This window comes from Streptomyces sp. NPDC052721, from assembly GCF_040678315.1.
Taxonomy (GTDB): Bacteria; Actinomycetota; Actinomycetes; order Streptomycetales; family Streptomycetaceae; genus Streptomyces.
Genome location: NZ_JBFATL010000033.1, coordinates 1 through 15,324 on the forward strand (window position 1 = coordinate 1; position 15,324 = coordinate 15,324).

The following is a 15,324-nucleotide window of genomic DNA, read 5'->3' on the forward strand; positions in this document are numbered from 1 at the left end:
CGACTGGCTTCACTGGTACAACTACCACCGACCCCACACCGGCATCGGCGGCCAAACACCAGCCAGCCGCGTCACCAACCTCCCCGGACAGCACACCTAGGCCGGGGCCGGCTGATCCGGAAGAACGGGCCCCGGACCGAAAGGCCTGGCTGAAGATCGTCCGTGTCGCTACGGTGAGCGCGCCCCGTGCGAGCCGCCGATGTCTCCGCACCCCCCTTTCGGAGACCGGGAGAGCCGCACCCATGTCCTCGCTCGCCGTGCCCGCCGCGCTCGCACCCCGCCGGGCCTGGCACACCGACCTGCCCCTGCTGCTCGTCGCGGTCTGCTGGGGCGCCAGCTACCTCGCGGCGAAGGAGATCACCACCGCCCGCACGGTGCTCGCCGTCCTGGTGCTGCGGTTCGCCCTCGCGCTGCCCGCCCTGGCCGTCGCCGGACGCCGGGCCCTGCGCACGCTGACCGGCGCCCAGTGGCGCGGCGCTGCCCTGCTCGGACTGATCCTCGCCGTGATCTTCCTGCTGGAGACGTACGGGGTGGTGCACACCTCGGCGACCAACGCCGGCCTGATCATCAGCCTCACCATGATCTTCACCCCGCTCGCCGAGGCCGCCGTCACCCGCACCCGGCCCACGCCGTCCTTCCTCGGCGCGGCGGCCCTGTCGGTGCTGGGCGTCGTCCTGCTCACCCAGGGCGCCGGCTTCACCCGGCCCTCCCTCGGCGACCTGCTGATGCTGCTCGCCGCGTGCGCCCGCACCGTGCACGTCCTGGCCATGTCCCGGATCAGGGCCGTCCAGAGCGCCGCCGCGCTGCCGCTGACGACGGTCCAGCTCGGTACCGCCGTCGCCGTGTTCGCCCTGCTGTCGGCCGGCGGCGGCGGACCGGCACCGTGGACGGCCGCGACGGGCTTCGGCGCCCGGGAGTGGGCGGGGCTGCTGTTCCTGTCGGCCCTGTGCACGGTGTTCGCCTTCTTCGTGCAGATGTGGGCCGTCCGCCGCACCTCTCCCTCCCGGGTCAGCCTGCTGCTCGGCACGGAGCCGCTGTGGGCCGCCGGCGCCGGCATCGCGCTGGGTGGCGACCGGCTCGGCGCGCTCGGCCTGGCGGGTGGCGCGCTCGTGCTGCTGGGGACGGCGTGGGGGCGCCGGACGGCAGGCTGACACGAGCGCGGGCCGGCCGTCGCCCGACCGCGTCCGGACCGGCGTCATCGGCGTCGGCCTGGCCACCCGCGACGGGCACCACCCCGGCCTCTCGGTCAAAGAGGAGATCGAAACGTTTGAGTTTCGCTGTGGGATTGCCTACCTTCGCGGTACGAAACCGTTTCGGACCGATGGCGGCGGGGACACCGTCGTCCCGCCCGCGCCGACGCACAACCGAGCAATCCGAGCCCCCTCAGGGAGTCCCATCGTGGAAGCCATCCCGGTCGCCACCGTCCAGGCCGGACCGTCCGGCCAGACCCATGCCCCACCGAAGCACCGATGGTGGGCACTGGCCGTGATCGGCCTCGCCCAGCTCATGGTCGTGCTCGACGCCACGATCGTGAACATCGCGCTGCCCTCCGCCCAGCAGGACCTGGGCTTCGACAACAACGGGCGGCAGTGGATCGTCACCGCCTACTCCCTGGCCTTCGGCAGCCTGCTGCTGCTCGGCGGCCGGCTCGCCGACCTCTTCGGGCGCAAGACGACCTTCATCATCGGCATCGTCGGCTTCGCCGCCGCCTCCGCGGTCGGCGGCGCGGCGAACGGCTTCACCATGCTCGTCGTCGCGCGTGCCGTGCAGGGGCTGTTCGGCGCCCTGCTCGCGCCGGCGGCGCTCTCCCTGCTGACCACGACGTTCACCGAACCCAAGGAACGCGCCAGGGCGTTCGGCATATTCGGCGCCATCGCCGGCTCCGGCGCCGCCGTCGGCCTGGTCCTCGGCGGCCTGCTCACCGAGTACCTCAACTGGCGCTGGACGCTGTACGTCAACGACGTCATCGCGATTCCCGCGCTGATCGGCGCGGTCGTCCTCATCGGCCGTTCCGTCCCGGCCGAACGGCCCAAGCTGGACATCCTCGGCGCGGTCCTGGTCTCCGGCGGCCTGTTCGGCGTCGTCTACGGCTTCGCCAACGCCGAGACACACGACTGGGACAACTGGATGACCTGGGGCTTCCTCGCCGCGGGCGGTCTCCTGCTGCTGGCGTTCCTCCTCTGGCAGACCCGCGCGAAGCACCCCGTCCTGCCCCTGCGCGTCCTGGCCGACCGCGACCGCGCCGCCGCCCTGTCGACCGTGCTCATCTCCTCCGCCGGGATGTTCGGCGTCTTCCTCTTCCTCACCTACTACCTCCAGTCCACGCTGGGCTACTCGCCGGTCAAGAACGGCGTGGCCTTCCTGCCGATGGTCGGCGCGCTGATGGTGATGGCGCAGCTGTCCACCAACTGGCTGGTGCCGAGGATCGGGCCCAGGATCGTCGTACCCATCGGCATGCTGCTGGCCGTGGGCGGCATGGTCTTGCTGACCCGTCTCGACCTGCACAGCGGTTACGCGCCGCATGTGCTGCCGCCGCTGCTGCTGCTGGGCGCGGGCCTCGGAATGTCGATGCCCGCGGCCATGAGCTACGCCACCCTGGGGGTGCGGGCGAGTGACCAGGGCGTGGCCTCGGCGGCCGTCAACACCACCCAGCAGGTGGGTGGTTCGATCAGCACGGCGCTGCTGAACACCCTGGCCACCAGCGCGGCCACCGACTACGCGAAGCACCATCTGACCGACCCGCTGGTCAAGGCGGACGCGGCGCTGCACAGTTACACCGTCGCCTACTGGTGGTCGGCCGGTTTCTTCGCGTTCGCCGTGCTCGTCACCGTGTTGCTGTTCCGCGCCAGGAAGAGGGCGAGCCTGCCCGCCGAGGACGCCGAGGGGCGGGTCCGGGCCGAGGCCGCCCCGGCCACCGAGATCGTGCCCGAGGCCGCCGGGCGGACCCCCACCGCCACTCTTCCGGCCGTCGGTGCGGGCGGTGCGGCGGCCATCCGTGGACAGGTGCGGGACGGTGCGGGCGTACCCGTACCCCGTACCGCGATCACCGTGCTGGACACGGCGGGTCACCAGCTGGCCCGCGCCACCTCCCGGGAGGACGGCTGGTACGCGGTGGACCTTCCCGAGCGCGGCAGCCTGGTCCTCATCGGCTCGGCGTCCGGATACCAGCCGCAGGTCGCCACACTGACCCTGGACGGCACGCCCGTCTCCCACGACCTCGTGCTCCTGCCCAGCCCGGGCGGCCTGGCCGGCACGGTGCGCGGCGGGGACGGGGAGGTGCTTCCCGGCGCCCTGGTGGTGGCCACCGATCGGCACGGCGACGTGACGGCTTCCGCGACCACCGGTACCGGTGGCGGCTACCGGATCGGCGACCTGCTGCCCGGGGACTACACGCTCAGCGCCAGCGCGCCCGGCCACCGCCCGGCCGCCGTGCCGGCCACCGTCTCCGCCGAGACCACCCGCTGTGACATCCGGCTGTCCACCGCGGCGACCCTGCGGGGGACGGTGCACACCCAGGACGGGCGGGTGCTGGAGGACGCCCGGGTGACCCTGATCGACGCCGCTGGAAACGTCGTCGGGACACGTACCACGAGCGTCGACGGCAGCTACTCCTTCACCGACCTCGCCAGTGAGCAGTACACCGTGATCGCCGCCGGCTACGCGCCGGTGGCCACGGAGGTCACCGTGGACGGCAGCCGGGCGGGAGTCGACATCCTGCTCAGCCACCAGGAGGCGTAGTCCCGACGGGCGCACGAGCGGCGTCCGCGTGAACGCGTCAACTGCCTCGCCCCGCGTCCGGGTTCTCCGTGGGGGGTACGCGGGGCGAGGAGTCCTTGTCGGACGTCAGCAGCCGAAATCGATCAGGTCGAACGTGGCGTAGTGGTCGGAGGTGTAGTAGTCCTCCTGGTACTGGTCGCCGGTGACGACGCGTCGGGCGCCGCGTGTGGACGAGCCGGGGGTGATCACCGTGTACTCGTGGTAGTAGCCGGACCGCCGGCTGGGCAGGACGCCTTCCCGGTTCTGGAAGACGGTGCCGTCCTGCGCATACGGGAACGGGCCGCCCTGCTCGATCAGGTCGAGCGTGTCGTACGCCTGTGGGGGCAGGTCGCTGTGGCAGATGCTGCCGACGGCGGCGGCTGCCGGGGTGGCGGTGACGGTGCCGCCGACGAGGAGGGCGGACAGGACAGCGGCCGCGGCGCCGACGCGTGTGATCCGTGGGGGGAATCTCATGGCCTCATGATGACGCGCGTAGAAGATGGCATGTCAATGACAACCCTGAAGAATTTCCCGTGAAGTGCGAGGAGTTTTCAGGGAGTTAACCCGACACCCGACACCCGACGCCCGACGCCCGACGCCCGACGCCCGACGCCCGGCGTCTCAGTCGGCCCCCCGGCTCTCCGCGGCGGCGAACAGGGCGAACGCGAGCAGCAGGAGCGCGACGCTCGCGTAGACCTCGTAGCCGTCGAGGAAGCCGATCCGCTGCACGAGACCCACATGCCAGTCGGTGAACTCGTGCACCAGGCCCAGCGCGCCCTGTACCAGGGCGATGAATCCGAGGAATTCCAGTACCTGTTTCACGCGACGACTCTTGCCCCGCGGCCTCTCCCCACGCATCGGCCGCGGGGCGAGCGCACGGCGCCGAAAGACTGTGCCCGCACCGGCGGGTGGCACCGAAAGTCCACGGCGGTGCGACTTCGGTCGACGATCCCGATCGTCCGGTCGGAGATCCCGGACGCGGGAAGGCGACGGGCCCGGTCCGTGCGTAGATTTGCCGACCGTGACCGAAGACGAACAGGCGCGGGCGCCCAGAGAGTTCACCGGCCGCCGGTGGCTGTTCCCCTCCGCCCTCGTCCACGAGCTGGACCCGGACGCCGTGGCCTCCGGCCGACGGCCGCGACGCACGGCGCGCGACTGGGTCGTCGACTTCGCCTGCTTCCTCCTGGCCGTCGTCCTCGGCCTGGCGGCAGCCCAGGGACTGTCCGAGGAACCCGGCCTGCCGCATTCCCTCGCCGTCCTCGACCAGACGCTGGGCGCCCTCTCCTGCGGCGCGGTCTGGCTGCGCCGCCGGTGGCCCGTCGGGCTCGCCATCGCGATGATCGCGATCGGCCTGCTGTCCAACAGTTCGGGCGGCGCCGCGATGGTCGCCCTGTTCACGCTCGCCGTCCACCGGCCCTTCCGGTACGTCGCCTGGATCGGCGGCGTCGACCTCGCGCTCATCCCCCTGTTCTACTGGGTGCGGCCCGACCCCGACCTGCCCTACGCCGGCGTCGTCGCGTTCACCACGCTGCTCACCGTGTCCATCACCGGCTGGGGCATGTTCGTCCGCTCCAAGCGGATGCTGATGCTGAGCCTCAGGGACCGGGCGCACCGGGCCGAGACCGAGGCCCGGCTCCGCGCCGAGCAGGCCCAGCGGCTCGCCCGCGAGGCCATCGCACGCGAGATGCACGACGTGCTCGCCCACCGGCTGACCCTGCTCAGCGTGCACGCGGGCGCCCTGGAGTTCCGGCCGGACGCGCCCCGCGAGGAGATAGCGCGGGCCGCCGGGGTGATCCGGGAGAGTGCCCACGAGGCCCTGCAGGACCTGCGGGAGATCATCGGCGTCCTGCGGGCCGGGGAGTCCGAGGAACCTTCCGGCGGGCGTCCCCAGCCGACGCTGGCCGCGCTGGACGCCCTCGTCGCCGAGTGCCGCGAGGCCGGTATGAAGGTCGCCCTCGACCACCGCGTCGCCGACCCGGCCGCCGTCCCCGCCTCCGTCGGCCGCACCGCCTACCGCATCGCCCAGGAGGCCCTGACCAACGCCCGCAAGCACGCCCCCGGCACCGAGGTCACGGTCCGCCTCACCGGCACCCCCGGCGACGGCCTGACGATCACGGTCGCCAACCCCGCCCCACCCGCCGAGGTCCCGCCCGTCCCCGGCTCCGGCCAGGGCCTGATCGGCCTCAGGGAGCGGGCCACGCTGGCGGGCGGGCACCTGGAACACGGCACGCGTCCTGACGGGGGGTTCGCCGTGCGGGGGTGGCTGCCGTGGCCGCGGGGCTGAGGGACGCCGACGTCGTACACCGCGTACGCACGCGCGCGTGCCCCTGGCTCCCGACCGTTCCGCCCGCCCCGCCTCCCCGCCCGTGATTACGTAACCACATGACTGCGACGCCGATCAGACTCCTCCTCGTGGACGACGACCCCCTCGTACGCGCCGGTCTGGCACTGATGATCGGCGGGGCCGAGGACATCGAGATCGTCGGTGAGGCCGCCGACGGCGCGGAGGCCGAGGAAGAAGCGCGGCGGGCCCGGCCGGACGTCGTCCTGATGGACCTCCGCATGCCGGCGGTGGACGGGATCACCGCGACGCGACGGCTGCGCTCGCGGCCGGACGCACCGCAGGTCGTCGTGCTCACCACCTTCCACGCCGACGAACAGGTGCTGCACGCCCTGCGCGCCGGAGCCGCCGGCTTCGTGCTGAAGGACACCCCGCCCGCCGAGATCGTCGACGCCGTGCGCCGGGTCGCGGCCGGCGACCCGGTCCTGTCGCCCGCCGTCACCCGGCAGTTGATGCGGCACGCGGCCGGTACCGCCGCCGACGCCCGGCAGACCCGCGCGCGTGAACGGCTCGCCGTCCTCAACGACCGCGAACGCGAGGTCGCCGTCGCCGTCGGCCGCGGCCTCGCCAACGCCCGGATCGCCGCCGAACTCTTCCTCAGCGTGGCCACCGTCAAGGCCCACGTCTCACGCATCCTCGCCAAGCTCGGCCTGGACAACCGGGTCCAGATCGCCCTGCTCGCCTATGACGCGGGGTTGTTGGAGGACACCGACGACTGACGCGGGGCTGTTGGAGGACGCCGACGACGGACAGCAGGCGGCGGGCACGGGGCGACACACACCCGTCGGCGGGCACTACCCGGACGCCGTGCGCGTTGTCCGGGTACCGGCCGCTGTCCGGGACCTCGGGGCAGTCCACAGGGGGAGACATGGAACGAGTGATCGACCTGACGGAGTTCGGCGACGCGCTCCGCCGCGACCCGCACCCGGTGTACGCGCGGCTGCGCGAGCGGGGTCCCGTCCACCGGGTCCGGCTCGCCATGCCGGGCGGAGCCTGGGAGACCTGGCTGGTCGTGGGGTACGAGGAGGCCCGGGCCGCCCTCGCCGACCAGCGGCTGGCCAAGGACAGCGCCAAGACGGGCTTCGTGCCCCTGGACGAGCAGCTGATCGGCAAGTACCTGCTCGTCGCCGACCCGCCGCAGCACACCCGCTTGCGGGGCCTCGTCGCGCGCGCCTTCACCATGCGCCGGGTCGAGCGCCTGCGCCCGCGGATCCAGCAGATCACCGACGAACTGCTCGACGACATGCTGCCGCGCGGACGCGCCGACCTCATCGAATCCCTCGCCTACCCGCTGCCGATCACGGTCATCTGCGAGCTGCTCGGGGTGCCGGAGATGGACCGCGCGGAGTTCCGGAAGATCTCCACCGAGGTGGTCGCGCCGACCGACGCGGACTCCGAACGCGCGGCGATCGTCCGCCTCGCCGAGTACCTCACCGAGCTGATCGAGGACAAGCGCTGCGCGGGCCCCACGGGCGATCTGCTCAGCGACCTGCTCCGCACCACCGCCGAGGACGGCGACCGGCTCTCCATGGACGAGCTGCGCGGCATGGCCTACCTGCTGCTCATCGCCGGCCACGAGACCACGGTCAACCTCATCGGCAACGCCGTCCTCGCGCTGCTCACCCATCCCGCCCAACTGGCGGCGCTGCGCGCCGACATGACCCTCCTCGACGGAGCGGTGGAGGAGACCCTGCGCTGGGAAGGGCCGGTGGAGAACGCGACGTACCGGTACGCCGCCGAGCCCCTGGAGATCGCGGGCACCAGGATCGGGCGGGGCGACGACGTGCTGATCGGCCTCACCGCCGCCCAGCGCGACGGCGCCCGGTACGCCGACCCGAACCGCTTCGACATCCGCCGCGACACCCGCGGCCACCTCGCCTTCGGCCACGGCATCCACTACTGCCTGGGCGCACCCCTGGCCCGCCTGGAGGCCGGCATCGCCCTCGGCACCCTCCTGGACCGCGCTCCCGGCCTCACCCTGGACGGCGAGCCGGGGGAGTGGCTGCCGGGCATGCTCATACGAGGCGTGAGAAGCCTGCCGGTCCGCTGGTGACAGGCGCGTAGCGGGCGCCCCCGCCCAGACGGCCCGGCCGTGCGAGGGCCGCGCCCCGCAGCGCCCCTCCCCGAGCCGGCGTACGACGTTCAGCCGTACGGGGTCTGCACCCCGGCCGAGGCACACAGGCCCGCGCCCCGCCGCGCCCCCACCCGGCCACGAGGGCGTACGACCCTCAGCGCCACCAGGGCTGCGCCCTGCCGTGTCCCGGCTGCGACGGCGTACGTCCCTGGGGCGTACGGGCCCTGTGTGCCGCGCGCCGGCCGCGACGGGGTATGACCTGGGCGGTGCCAGGGTTCGGCCCGGCCGCGAGGGCTACGGCTTCAGGGGTATGAGGGTTGCGCTCTGTGGTGTCCCGGCTGCGACGGCGTACGTCCCTCAGCCGTCCGAGCGCTGCACCCTGCCGCCCGCCCCCGTCCCCGCCCCAGCGCCGTACCCCCTCGGCCCTACAGCGCCCCCGCCCCACCCGGCACCTCCGCCAGTGCGACCGGACGCCGCTCGCGGCGGGAACGCTCGCATGCCTCGGCGATACGCAGCGCCTGCAGGGCCTCCCGGCCGTCGCACGGGTTGGGCCGTTCGCCGCGCACCACCTCAACGAAGGCGTTCAGTTCGGCCTCGTAGGCGGGGCCGAACCGCTCCAGGAAGCCCGTCCACGGCTTGTCCGCGGGCGGCGGACCGGTCGGCTCGGTGGACGCGAGGGGCGTACGGTCGTCCAGGCCCACCACCACCGTGTCGCGCTCCCCGGCCAGCTCCATGCGGACGTCGTAGCCGGCGCCGTTCAGCCGGGTCGCCGTCGCCGTGGCCAGGGTGCCGTCGTCCAGCGTGAGCAGCGCGGCGCCCGTGTCGACGTCCCCGGCCTCCCGGAACATCGCGGGGCCGCGGTCCGAGCCGGTGGCGTACACGTCGGTCACCTCCCGGCCCGTCACCCAGCGCAGCACGTCGAAGTCGTGGATCAGCGTGTCCCGGAAGAGCCCGCCGGACAGCGGCAGCCACTCCACCGGTGGCGGGGACTGGTCGCAGGTCAGGGCCCGTACGGTGTGCAACCGGCCGAGCCGGCCCGTGCGGACGGCCTCCCGGGCGCCGGCGTAGCCCGCGTCGAACCGCCGCTGGAAGCCCATCTGCAGAACCGTCCCGGCCGTCTCCACCTCGGCGAGCGCGTGCAGCGTGCCCGGCAGGTCGAGCGCGATGGGCTTCTCGCAGAAGACCGGCAGGCCCGAGCGGGCCGCCCGGCCGATGAGCTCGGCGTGGGCCGCCGTCGCCGTGGTGATCACCACCGCGTCCACGCCCCACCGGAAGATCTCGTCCACGCCCGGCGCCGCCGTCTCACCCAGCCGGTGCGCCAGCGTCTGCGCCCGCGCCGGGTCCGTGTCCGTCAGGATCAGGGATCCGACCTCGCGGTGGCGGCTGAGCGTCCTCGCGTGAAGGGTGCCGATGCGGCCCGTACCGATGACCCCGATGCGCATGGAAACAAAGTGAGGGCGGACCCCGTACGCTGTCAATGCGTATGTCCGGACAACCGGACTACACGACTTCCCGTCAACCGGGCACAGGGCTACGCTCGGGCCCGTGCCGAAACCAGATGTGGACCCGACCGTGTCGCTCGACCTCCGTGTGGACCGTAGCTCCCCGGTGCCGTTGTACTTCCAGCTCTCGCAGCAGCTGGAGGCCGCCATCGAGCGCGGTAGTCTCACCCCGGGCAGCCTGCTGGGCAACGAGATCGAGCTGGCGGCGCGGCTCGGGCTGTCCCGGCCGACCGTCCGCCAGGCCATCCAGTCCCTCGTCGACAAGGGCCTCCTCGTGCGGCGCCGGGGTGTGGGCACCCAGGTCGTGCACAGCCAGGTCAAGCGCCCGCTGGAACTGAGCAGCCTCTACGACGACCTGGAGGCGGCCGGCCAGCGCCCCGCGACGAAGGTGCTGGTCAACACGGTCGTCCCGGCCTCCGCCGAGGTCGCCGCCGCGCTCGGTGTCGCGGAGGGCGGTGACGTCCACCGCATCGAGCGGCTGCGCCTCGCGCACGGCGAGCCGATGGCGTACCTGATCAACCACCTGCCGCCCGGCCTGCTCGACCTGGACACCGGCCAGCTGGAGGCCACCGGCCTGTACCGGCTGATGCGCTCCGCCGGGATCACCCTGCACAGCGCCCGCCAGTCCATCGGCGCCCGGGGCGCGACGGCCGCCGAGGCCGAGCGGCTCGGCGAGGCCGAGGGGGCCCCGCTGCTCACCATGCAGCGCACCACCTTCGACGACACCGGCCGCGCGGTGGAGTTCGGCGACCACACCTACCGGCCGAGCCGTTACTCCTTCGAGTTCCAGCTGCTCGTACGCCCCTGACCGACCGACCGGCCTCGTCGCAATGTCCGGACAATGCGACCGGTGGGGGCTCCCCGGTCATGTCATGGGTGTTCCCCGTGTTCGATACTGGAGCGTTTGGGGCCGCTGATGCGATCGACGGCCCCTTGCGTCTGTACGAACACGGCAAGAAGGGCACGGCCTCGTGGCACGGTTTCGGACCTGGGTAGGCATAGCGCTGGCGGGGGCACTCTCCGTGTCCCTGGCGGGATGCAGCAGCACCGGGGGCAAGCGGGCGGAGGACGCGCGCAAGGCCGCCGCCGCCCAGGGCAGGGCGGCGGTGAACACTCCGCGCTGGACCTTCGCGATGATCACCCACTCGGGAGACGGCGACACCTTCTGGGACATCGTGCAGAGCGGCGCCAAGCAGGCCGCCGTCAAGGACAACATCAACTTCCTCTACTCGCACGACGACGAGGCCCAGCAGCAGGCCCAGCTCGTGGACGCCGCCGTGGACAAGAAGGTCGACGGCATCATCGTCACCCTCGCCAAGCCGGACGCCATGAAGGCCGCCGTGGCCCGCGCCGAGAAGGCCGGCATCCCGGTGATCACCGTGAACTCCGGCTCGGAGGTGTCCAAGGCCTTCGGCGCCCTCACCCACATCGGCCAGGACGAGACCGTCGCCGGCGAGGCCGTCGGCGACGAGCTGAACGAGCGCGGCAGGAAGAAGGCCCTGTGCGTGCTGCACGAGCAGGGCAACGTCGGCCACGAGCAGCGCTGCGACGGTGTCGCGAAGACCTTCCACGGCACGCTGCGCAAGCTCTACGTCAACGGCACCAACATGCCCGACGTGCAGTCCGCGATCGAGGCCAAGCTCCAGGCCGACAAGTCCATCGACTCCGTCGTCACCCTCGGCGCGCCCTACGCCGACACCGCCGTGAAGGCGCGGACGGACGCGGGCAGCAAGGCCGAGATCGACACCTTCGACCTCAACGCCAAGGTGGCGGCCTCGCTGAAGAACGGCACCCTCGGCTTCGCCGTGGACCAGCAGCCGTACCTCCAGGGCTACCAGGCCGTCGACCTGCTGTGGCTGTACAAGTACAACGGCGACGTCCTCGGCGGTGGCAAGCCGGTGCTGACCGGCCCGCAGATCATCACCAAGGACCAGGCGTCCGCTCTCGCCCAGTACACCGAGCGGGGCACCCGATGAGCGCGGTCACGGACGAGAAACTGCTCGACGAAAGGATTCTGGGGACCTCCCCGCTGCGGAAGCTGCTGGCCCGCCCGGAACTGGGCTCGGTCGTCGGCGCCCTCGCCGTCTTCGTCTTCTTCGCCTTCGCCGCCGACGGCTTCCTGCGCGCCACCAGCCTCAGCACGGTCCTGTACGCCTCCTCGACCATCGGGATCATGGCCGTACCCGTGGCCCTGCTCATGATCGGCGGCGAGTTCGACCTCTCGGCGGGCGTCCTGGTGACGTCGTCCGCGCTGATCTCCTCGATGTCCAGCTACCAGATGACGGCGAACACCTGGGTCGGCGTGGCCGTGTCCCTGCTGGTCACGCTGGCCATCGGCGCCTTCAACGGCTTCATGCTCACCCGTACCAAGCTGCCCAGCTTCATCATCACGCTGGGCACCTTCCTGATGCTGACCGGCATGAACCTCGGCTTCACCAAGCTGATCGACGGCACGGTCTCCACCAAGACCATCGCCGACATGGAGGGCTTCACAAGCGCCCACGCCGTCTTCGCCTCGACGATCGGCGTCGGCGGCGTCGACGTCAAGGTCACCATCCTGTGGTGGCTGGGCCTCGTCGTCCTGGCCTCCTGGATCCTGCTGCGCACCCGCACCGGCAACTGGATCTTCGCCGTCGGCGGCAACGAGGACGCGGCCCGCGCGGTCGGCGTCCCGGTCGCCCGGACCAAGATCGGCCTCTACATGGGCGTCGCGTTCGGTGCCTGGATCTCCGGCCAGCACCTGCTCTTCTCCTTCGACGCCGTCCAGTCCGGCGAAGGCGTCGGCAACGAGCTGATCTACATCATCGCGGCCGTCATCGGCGGCTGCCTGATCACCGGCGGCCACGGCAGCGCGGTCGGCTCGGCCGTCGGCGCGCTCCTGTTCGGCATGACCAGCAAGGGCATCGTCTTCGCCGAGTGGAACCCGGACTGGTTCAAGTTCTTCCTCGGAGCGATGCTGCTCCTCGCGACCCTGCTCAACGCCTGGGTCCGCAAGCGCGCGGAGGCCACCAAGTGACACTGGTCGAGCTGACCGACGTCAGCAAGCACTACGGCACTGTCCGCGCCCTCGAAGGGGTCTCGCTGGAGGTCCACGCGGGTCAGATCACCTGCGTCCTCGGCGACAACGGCGCCGGCAAGTCCACCCTGATCAAGATCGTCGCGGGCCTGCACCGGCACGACGGCGGCACCCTGCGCGTCGAGGGCGAGGAGACGACCCTCTCCTCTCCGCGCGAGGCCCTGGACCGGGGCATCGCCACGGTCTACCAGGACCTGGCCGTCGTCCCCCTCATGCCGGTCTGGCGCAACTTCTTCCTCGGCTCCGAGCCCCGCAAGGGCGCCGGCCCCTTCAAGCGCCTGGACACCGACTTCATGCGCCGCACCACCCGCGAGGCGCTCCTCCGCATGGGCATCGACCTCCGGGACGTCGACCAGCCCATCGGCACGCTGTCGGGTGGCGAGCGCCAGTGTGTCGCCATCGCGAGGGCGGTCCACTTCGGTGCGAAGGTACTGGTCCTGGACGAGCCGACGGCGGCACTGGGAGTCAAGCAGTCCGGTGTGGTCCTCAAATATGTGGCGGCGGCACGGGACGAGGGCCTGGGTGTTGTCTTGATCACCCACAACCCGCATCACGCGTATCTGGTGGGGGACAGGTTCGTGCTGCTGAGAAGGGGCACGATGGTGGGCAACTACACACGGGACGGCATAACGCTGGACGAGCTGACGCAGCAGATGGCGGGAGGATCCGACCTCGACGCTCTACGCCACGAACTGCGACGAGGCTAAGGGGCGCGGGGAACTGCGCGATCGACCACGACGGGCCCGCGTCCGGCGACGATCATGCAGTTCCTCCCCCTGCCCCGCACGGCACCTGCCCCTACGGTGAGGCAGAATCAAGGCCGATGAGCACCTACCGCGACCTCACCGCCCCCATCGGCTCCCGCCGAGCCCCGGTCCTGCGCACCGTAGGCACACGAGAGCGCCGGTCACACCTGACCGCACCCCGTGTCCCCACCGTCGGCATCGACATCGGCGGCACCAAGGTCATGGCGGGTGTCGTGGACGCCGACGGCAACATCCTGGAGAAGCTCCGCACGGAGACCCCGGACAAGTCCAAGAGCCCCAAGGTCGTCGAGGACACCATCGTCGAGCTGGTGCTGGACCTGTCCGACCGGCACGACGTGCACGCGGTCGGCATCGGCGCCGCCGGCTGGGTCGACGCCGACCGCAACCGCGTCCTGTTCGCCCCCCACCTGTCCTGGCGCAACGAACCGCTGCGCGACCGCCTCGCCAGCCGGCTCTCCGTACCGGTCCTGGTGGACAACGACGCCAACACGGCCGCCTGGGCGGAGTGGCGCTTCGGCGCCGGCCGCGGCGAGGACCACCTCGTCATGATCACCCTCGGGACCGGCATCGGCGGCGCCATCCTGGAGGACGGCCAGGTCAAGCGCGGCAAGTTCGGCGTCGCCGGCGAGTTCGGCCATATGCAGGTCGTCCCCGGCGGACACCGCTGCCCGTGCGGCAACCGCGGCTGCTGGGAGCAGTACAGCTCCGGCAACGCGCTGGTCCGCGAGGCGCGCGAGCTGGCCGCCGCCGACTCGCCGGTCGCCTACGGGATCATCGAGCACGTCAAGGGCAACATCGGCGACATCACCGGCCCGATGATCACCGAGCTGGCCCGCGAGGGCGACGCGATGTGCGTGGAACTGCTCCAGGACATCGGCCAGTGGCTCGGCGTCGGCATCGCCAACCTCGCCGCCGCCCTGGACCCCTCCTGCTTCGTGATCGGCGGCGGTGTCTCGGCCGCCGACGACCTGCTCATCGGCCCGGCCCGGGACGCCTTCAAGCGGCACCTCACCGGCCGCGGCTACCGCCCCGAGGCCCGCATCACCCGCGCCCAGCTCGGCCCCGAGGCGGGCATGGTGGGCGCCGCCGACCTGGCCCGGCTGGTCGCCCGCCGGTTCCGCCGGGCCAAGCGGCGCCGGGTGGAGCGGTACGAGCGCTACGAGCGGTACGCCCAGGCCCGCCGCGACCGGGACACCGCATGACGCCGTCGCTGCCCCACCAGGGCGGCCCGCCGGACGAGCCGCAGCCGCCCGCCGAGGACCCGCGCCACAAGGCCAGGCGCCGGGCGCTCACCCTGCTGATCATCGTCCTGCTCATCGGCGTCCCGGCCGGCTACCTGGTGATCTCCGCGAACCAGAGCCGCGACAGCGGCAAGGACAAGGAGGCGAAGTACTCGGCGACCGGCCTCACCCCGGGGTGGCCGTCGAAGGTGCAGCGCCGTCTCTACCAGGTGACCGTCCCGCACCCCGCCGACGACATCGCCTACTACGAGACGAACAACTGGAAGACCAGCCGCCTCTACGTGCGGTTCCGCACCAACCCCGCCGGCCTGGACAGCTTCCTGGAGGCCCTGGGCGTGCGCCGGGACCAGCTGAAGAAGGACTACATCGCCGTCGGCGAACGCGACCGCAAGGTCAGCGGCTGGACCTTCGGCGGCCCCGGCCCCTGGTGGGGCCTGACCCACGAACAGAAGAACCCGGCGCCCACCCAGGACGTGGTCGTCAACCTGTCCGACCCGCAGTATCCGAGGGTGTTCGTGGTCTCCCGCACCGTCCCGTAGCCGGGGCCGTGACCCGCCTGCGGAGCCG

At 72.1% G+C, this 15,324-nt stretch carries 15 protein-coding genes; 12 read left to right on the top strand and 3 right to left on the bottom strand.

The genetic code is table 11. The annotated features are described in order from the left end of the window. The 3 genes from AB0L21_RS27435 to AB0L21_RS27445 all read left to right on the top strand — a co-directional run. Positions 1-100 (top strand): integrase core domain-containing protein (locus AB0L21_RS27435; RefSeq protein ID WP_365787120.1); only part of this gene is annotated, 100 nt, incomplete at its 5' end. 142 nt (positions 101-242) lie between these two features. Further along, on the top strand, positions 243-1,151 hold the full coding sequence (locus AB0L21_RS27440; protein ID WP_365787034.1) for a DMT family transporter: 909 nt from the start codon (positions 243-245) through the stop codon (positions 1,149-1,151). Positions 1,152-1,398: 247 nt separating this feature from the next. After that, a complete protein-coding gene (locus AB0L21_RS27445; protein WP_365787036.1) occupies positions 1,399-3,738 on the top strand; it encodes an MFS transporter in 2,340 nt (779 codons plus the stop codon). A 105-nt stretch (positions 3,739-3,843) separates the two neighbouring features. Here AB0L21_RS27445 and AB0L21_RS27450 read toward each other — a convergent pair whose 3' ends face one another. After that, positions 3,844-4,230 (bottom strand): ribonuclease domain-containing protein, encoded by a 387-nt coding sequence (locus AB0L21_RS27450; protein ID WP_365706182.1) that lies wholly within the window; start codon positions 4,228-4,230, stop codon positions 3,844-3,846. Positions 4,231-4,377: 147 nt separating this feature from the next. After that, positions 4,378-4,578, bottom strand: coding sequence for a hypothetical protein (locus AB0L21_RS27455; protein ID WP_365706184.1), 201 nt, complete (start codon positions 4,576-4,578; stop codon positions 4,378-4,380). A gap of 199 nt (positions 4,579-4,777) precedes the next feature. On the opposite strand from AB0L21_RS27455, the gene AB0L21_RS27460 reads away from it, so the two are divergent. The 3 genes from AB0L21_RS27460 to AB0L21_RS27470 all read left to right on the top strand — a co-directional run bounded on the left by AB0L21_RS27460 (position 4,778) and on the right by AB0L21_RS27470 (position 8,150). Further along, positions 4,778-6,040, top strand: a complete 1,263-nt coding sequence (locus AB0L21_RS27460; protein ID WP_365787038.1) for a histidine kinase — start codon at positions 4,778-4,780, stop codon at positions 6,038-6,040. 98 nt (positions 6,041-6,138) lie between these two features. Continuing rightward, a complete protein-coding gene (locus AB0L21_RS27465; protein WP_365706187.1) occupies positions 6,139-6,816 on the top strand; it encodes a response regulator transcription factor in 678 nt (225 codons plus the stop codon). Positions 6,817-6,965: 149 nt separating this feature from the next. Further along, complete coding sequence (locus AB0L21_RS27470) at positions 6,966-8,150, top strand: cytochrome P450 (RefSeq protein WP_365787041.1); 1,185 nt, start codon at positions 6,966-6,968, stop codon at positions 8,148-8,150. Positions 8,151-8,596: 446 nt separating this feature from the next. Here the strand turns inward: AB0L21_RS27470 and AB0L21_RS27475 are convergent, their stop codons facing one another. Continuing rightward, positions 8,597-9,613 carry a Gfo/Idh/MocA family oxidoreductase gene (locus AB0L21_RS27475; protein WP_365787042.1) on the bottom strand — a complete coding sequence of 339 codons (1,017 nt, stop codon included), beginning with the start codon at positions 9,611-9,613 and terminating at the stop codon, positions 8,597-8,599. A gap of 130 nt (positions 9,614-9,743) precedes the next feature. On the opposite strand from AB0L21_RS27475, the gene AB0L21_RS27480 reads away from it, so the two are divergent. From AB0L21_RS27480 to AB0L21_RS27505, 6 genes are all read left to right on the top strand, one after another. Further along, on the top strand, positions 9,744-10,481 hold the full coding sequence (locus AB0L21_RS27480) for a GntR family transcriptional regulator (protein ID WP_365706339.1): 738 nt from the start codon (positions 9,744-9,746) through the stop codon (positions 10,479-10,481). A gap of 163 nt (positions 10,482-10,644) precedes the next feature. Further along, positions 10,645-11,649: a sugar ABC transporter substrate-binding protein gene (locus tag AB0L21_RS27485; RefSeq protein ID WP_365706193.1), complete on the top strand. Its 1,005-nt coding sequence runs from the start codon at positions 10,645-10,647 to the stop codon at positions 11,647-11,649. After that, a complete protein-coding gene (locus AB0L21_RS27490; RefSeq protein WP_365787044.1) occupies positions 11,646-12,689 on the top strand; it encodes an ABC transporter permease in 1,044 nt (347 codons plus the stop codon). The genes AB0L21_RS27485 and AB0L21_RS27490 overlap by 4 nt, the downstream gene beginning before the upstream one ends. Further along, positions 12,686-13,456 carry an ATP-binding cassette domain-containing protein gene (locus tag AB0L21_RS27495; protein ID WP_365706197.1) on the top strand — a complete coding sequence of 257 codons (771 nt, stop codon included), beginning with the start codon at positions 12,686-12,688 and terminating at the stop codon, positions 13,454-13,456. The genes AB0L21_RS27490 and AB0L21_RS27495 overlap by 4 nt, the downstream gene beginning before the upstream one ends. A 116-nt stretch (positions 13,457-13,572) precedes the next feature. Continuing rightward, entirely contained in the window at positions 13,573-14,718 is a 1,146-nt protein-coding gene (locus AB0L21_RS27500) for an ROK family glucokinase (RefSeq protein ID WP_365706199.1), read from the top strand. Further along, positions 14,715-15,296: a sugar kinase gene (locus tag AB0L21_RS27505; protein ID WP_365706201.1), complete on the top strand. Its 582-nt coding sequence runs from the start codon at positions 14,715-14,717 to the stop codon at positions 15,294-15,296. Before AB0L21_RS27500 ends, AB0L21_RS27505 begins: the two co-directional genes overlap by 4 nt. The last annotated feature ends 28 nt before the right edge of the window (positions 15,297-15,324 follow it).

Excerpts from the sequence above, each read along its gene's own strand:
- AB0L21_RS27440 (WP_365787034.1), top strand. The coding sequence starts at position 243 with ATGTCCTCGCTCGCCGTGCCCGCCGCGCTCGCACCCCGCCGGGCCTGG.
- AB0L21_RS27450 (WP_365706182.1), bottom strand. The coding sequence starts at position 4,230 with ATGAGATTCCCCCCACGGATCACACGCGTCGGCGCCGCGGCCGCTGTC.
- AB0L21_RS27465 (WP_365706187.1), top strand. The coding sequence starts at position 6,139 with ATGACTGCGACGCCGATCAGACTCCTCCTCGTGGACGACGACCCCCTC.
- AB0L21_RS27470 (WP_365787041.1), top strand. The coding sequence starts at position 6,966 with ATGGAACGAGTGATCGACCTGACGGAGTTCGGCGACGCGCTCCGCCGC.
- AB0L21_RS27475 (WP_365787042.1), bottom strand. The coding sequence starts at position 9,613 with ATGCGCATCGGGGTCATCGGTACGGGCCGCATCGGCACCCTTCACGCG.
- AB0L21_RS27490 (WP_365787044.1), top strand. The coding sequence starts at position 11,646 with ATGAGCGCGGTCACGGACGAGAAACTGCTCGACGAAAGGATTCTGGGG.
- AB0L21_RS27500 (WP_365706199.1), top strand. The coding sequence starts at position 13,573 with ATGAGCACCTACCGCGACCTCACCGCCCCCATCGGCTCCCGCCGAGCC.
- AB0L21_RS27505 (WP_365706201.1), top strand. The coding sequence starts at position 14,715 with ATGACGCCGTCGCTGCCCCACCAGGGCGGCCCGCCGGACGAGCCGCAG.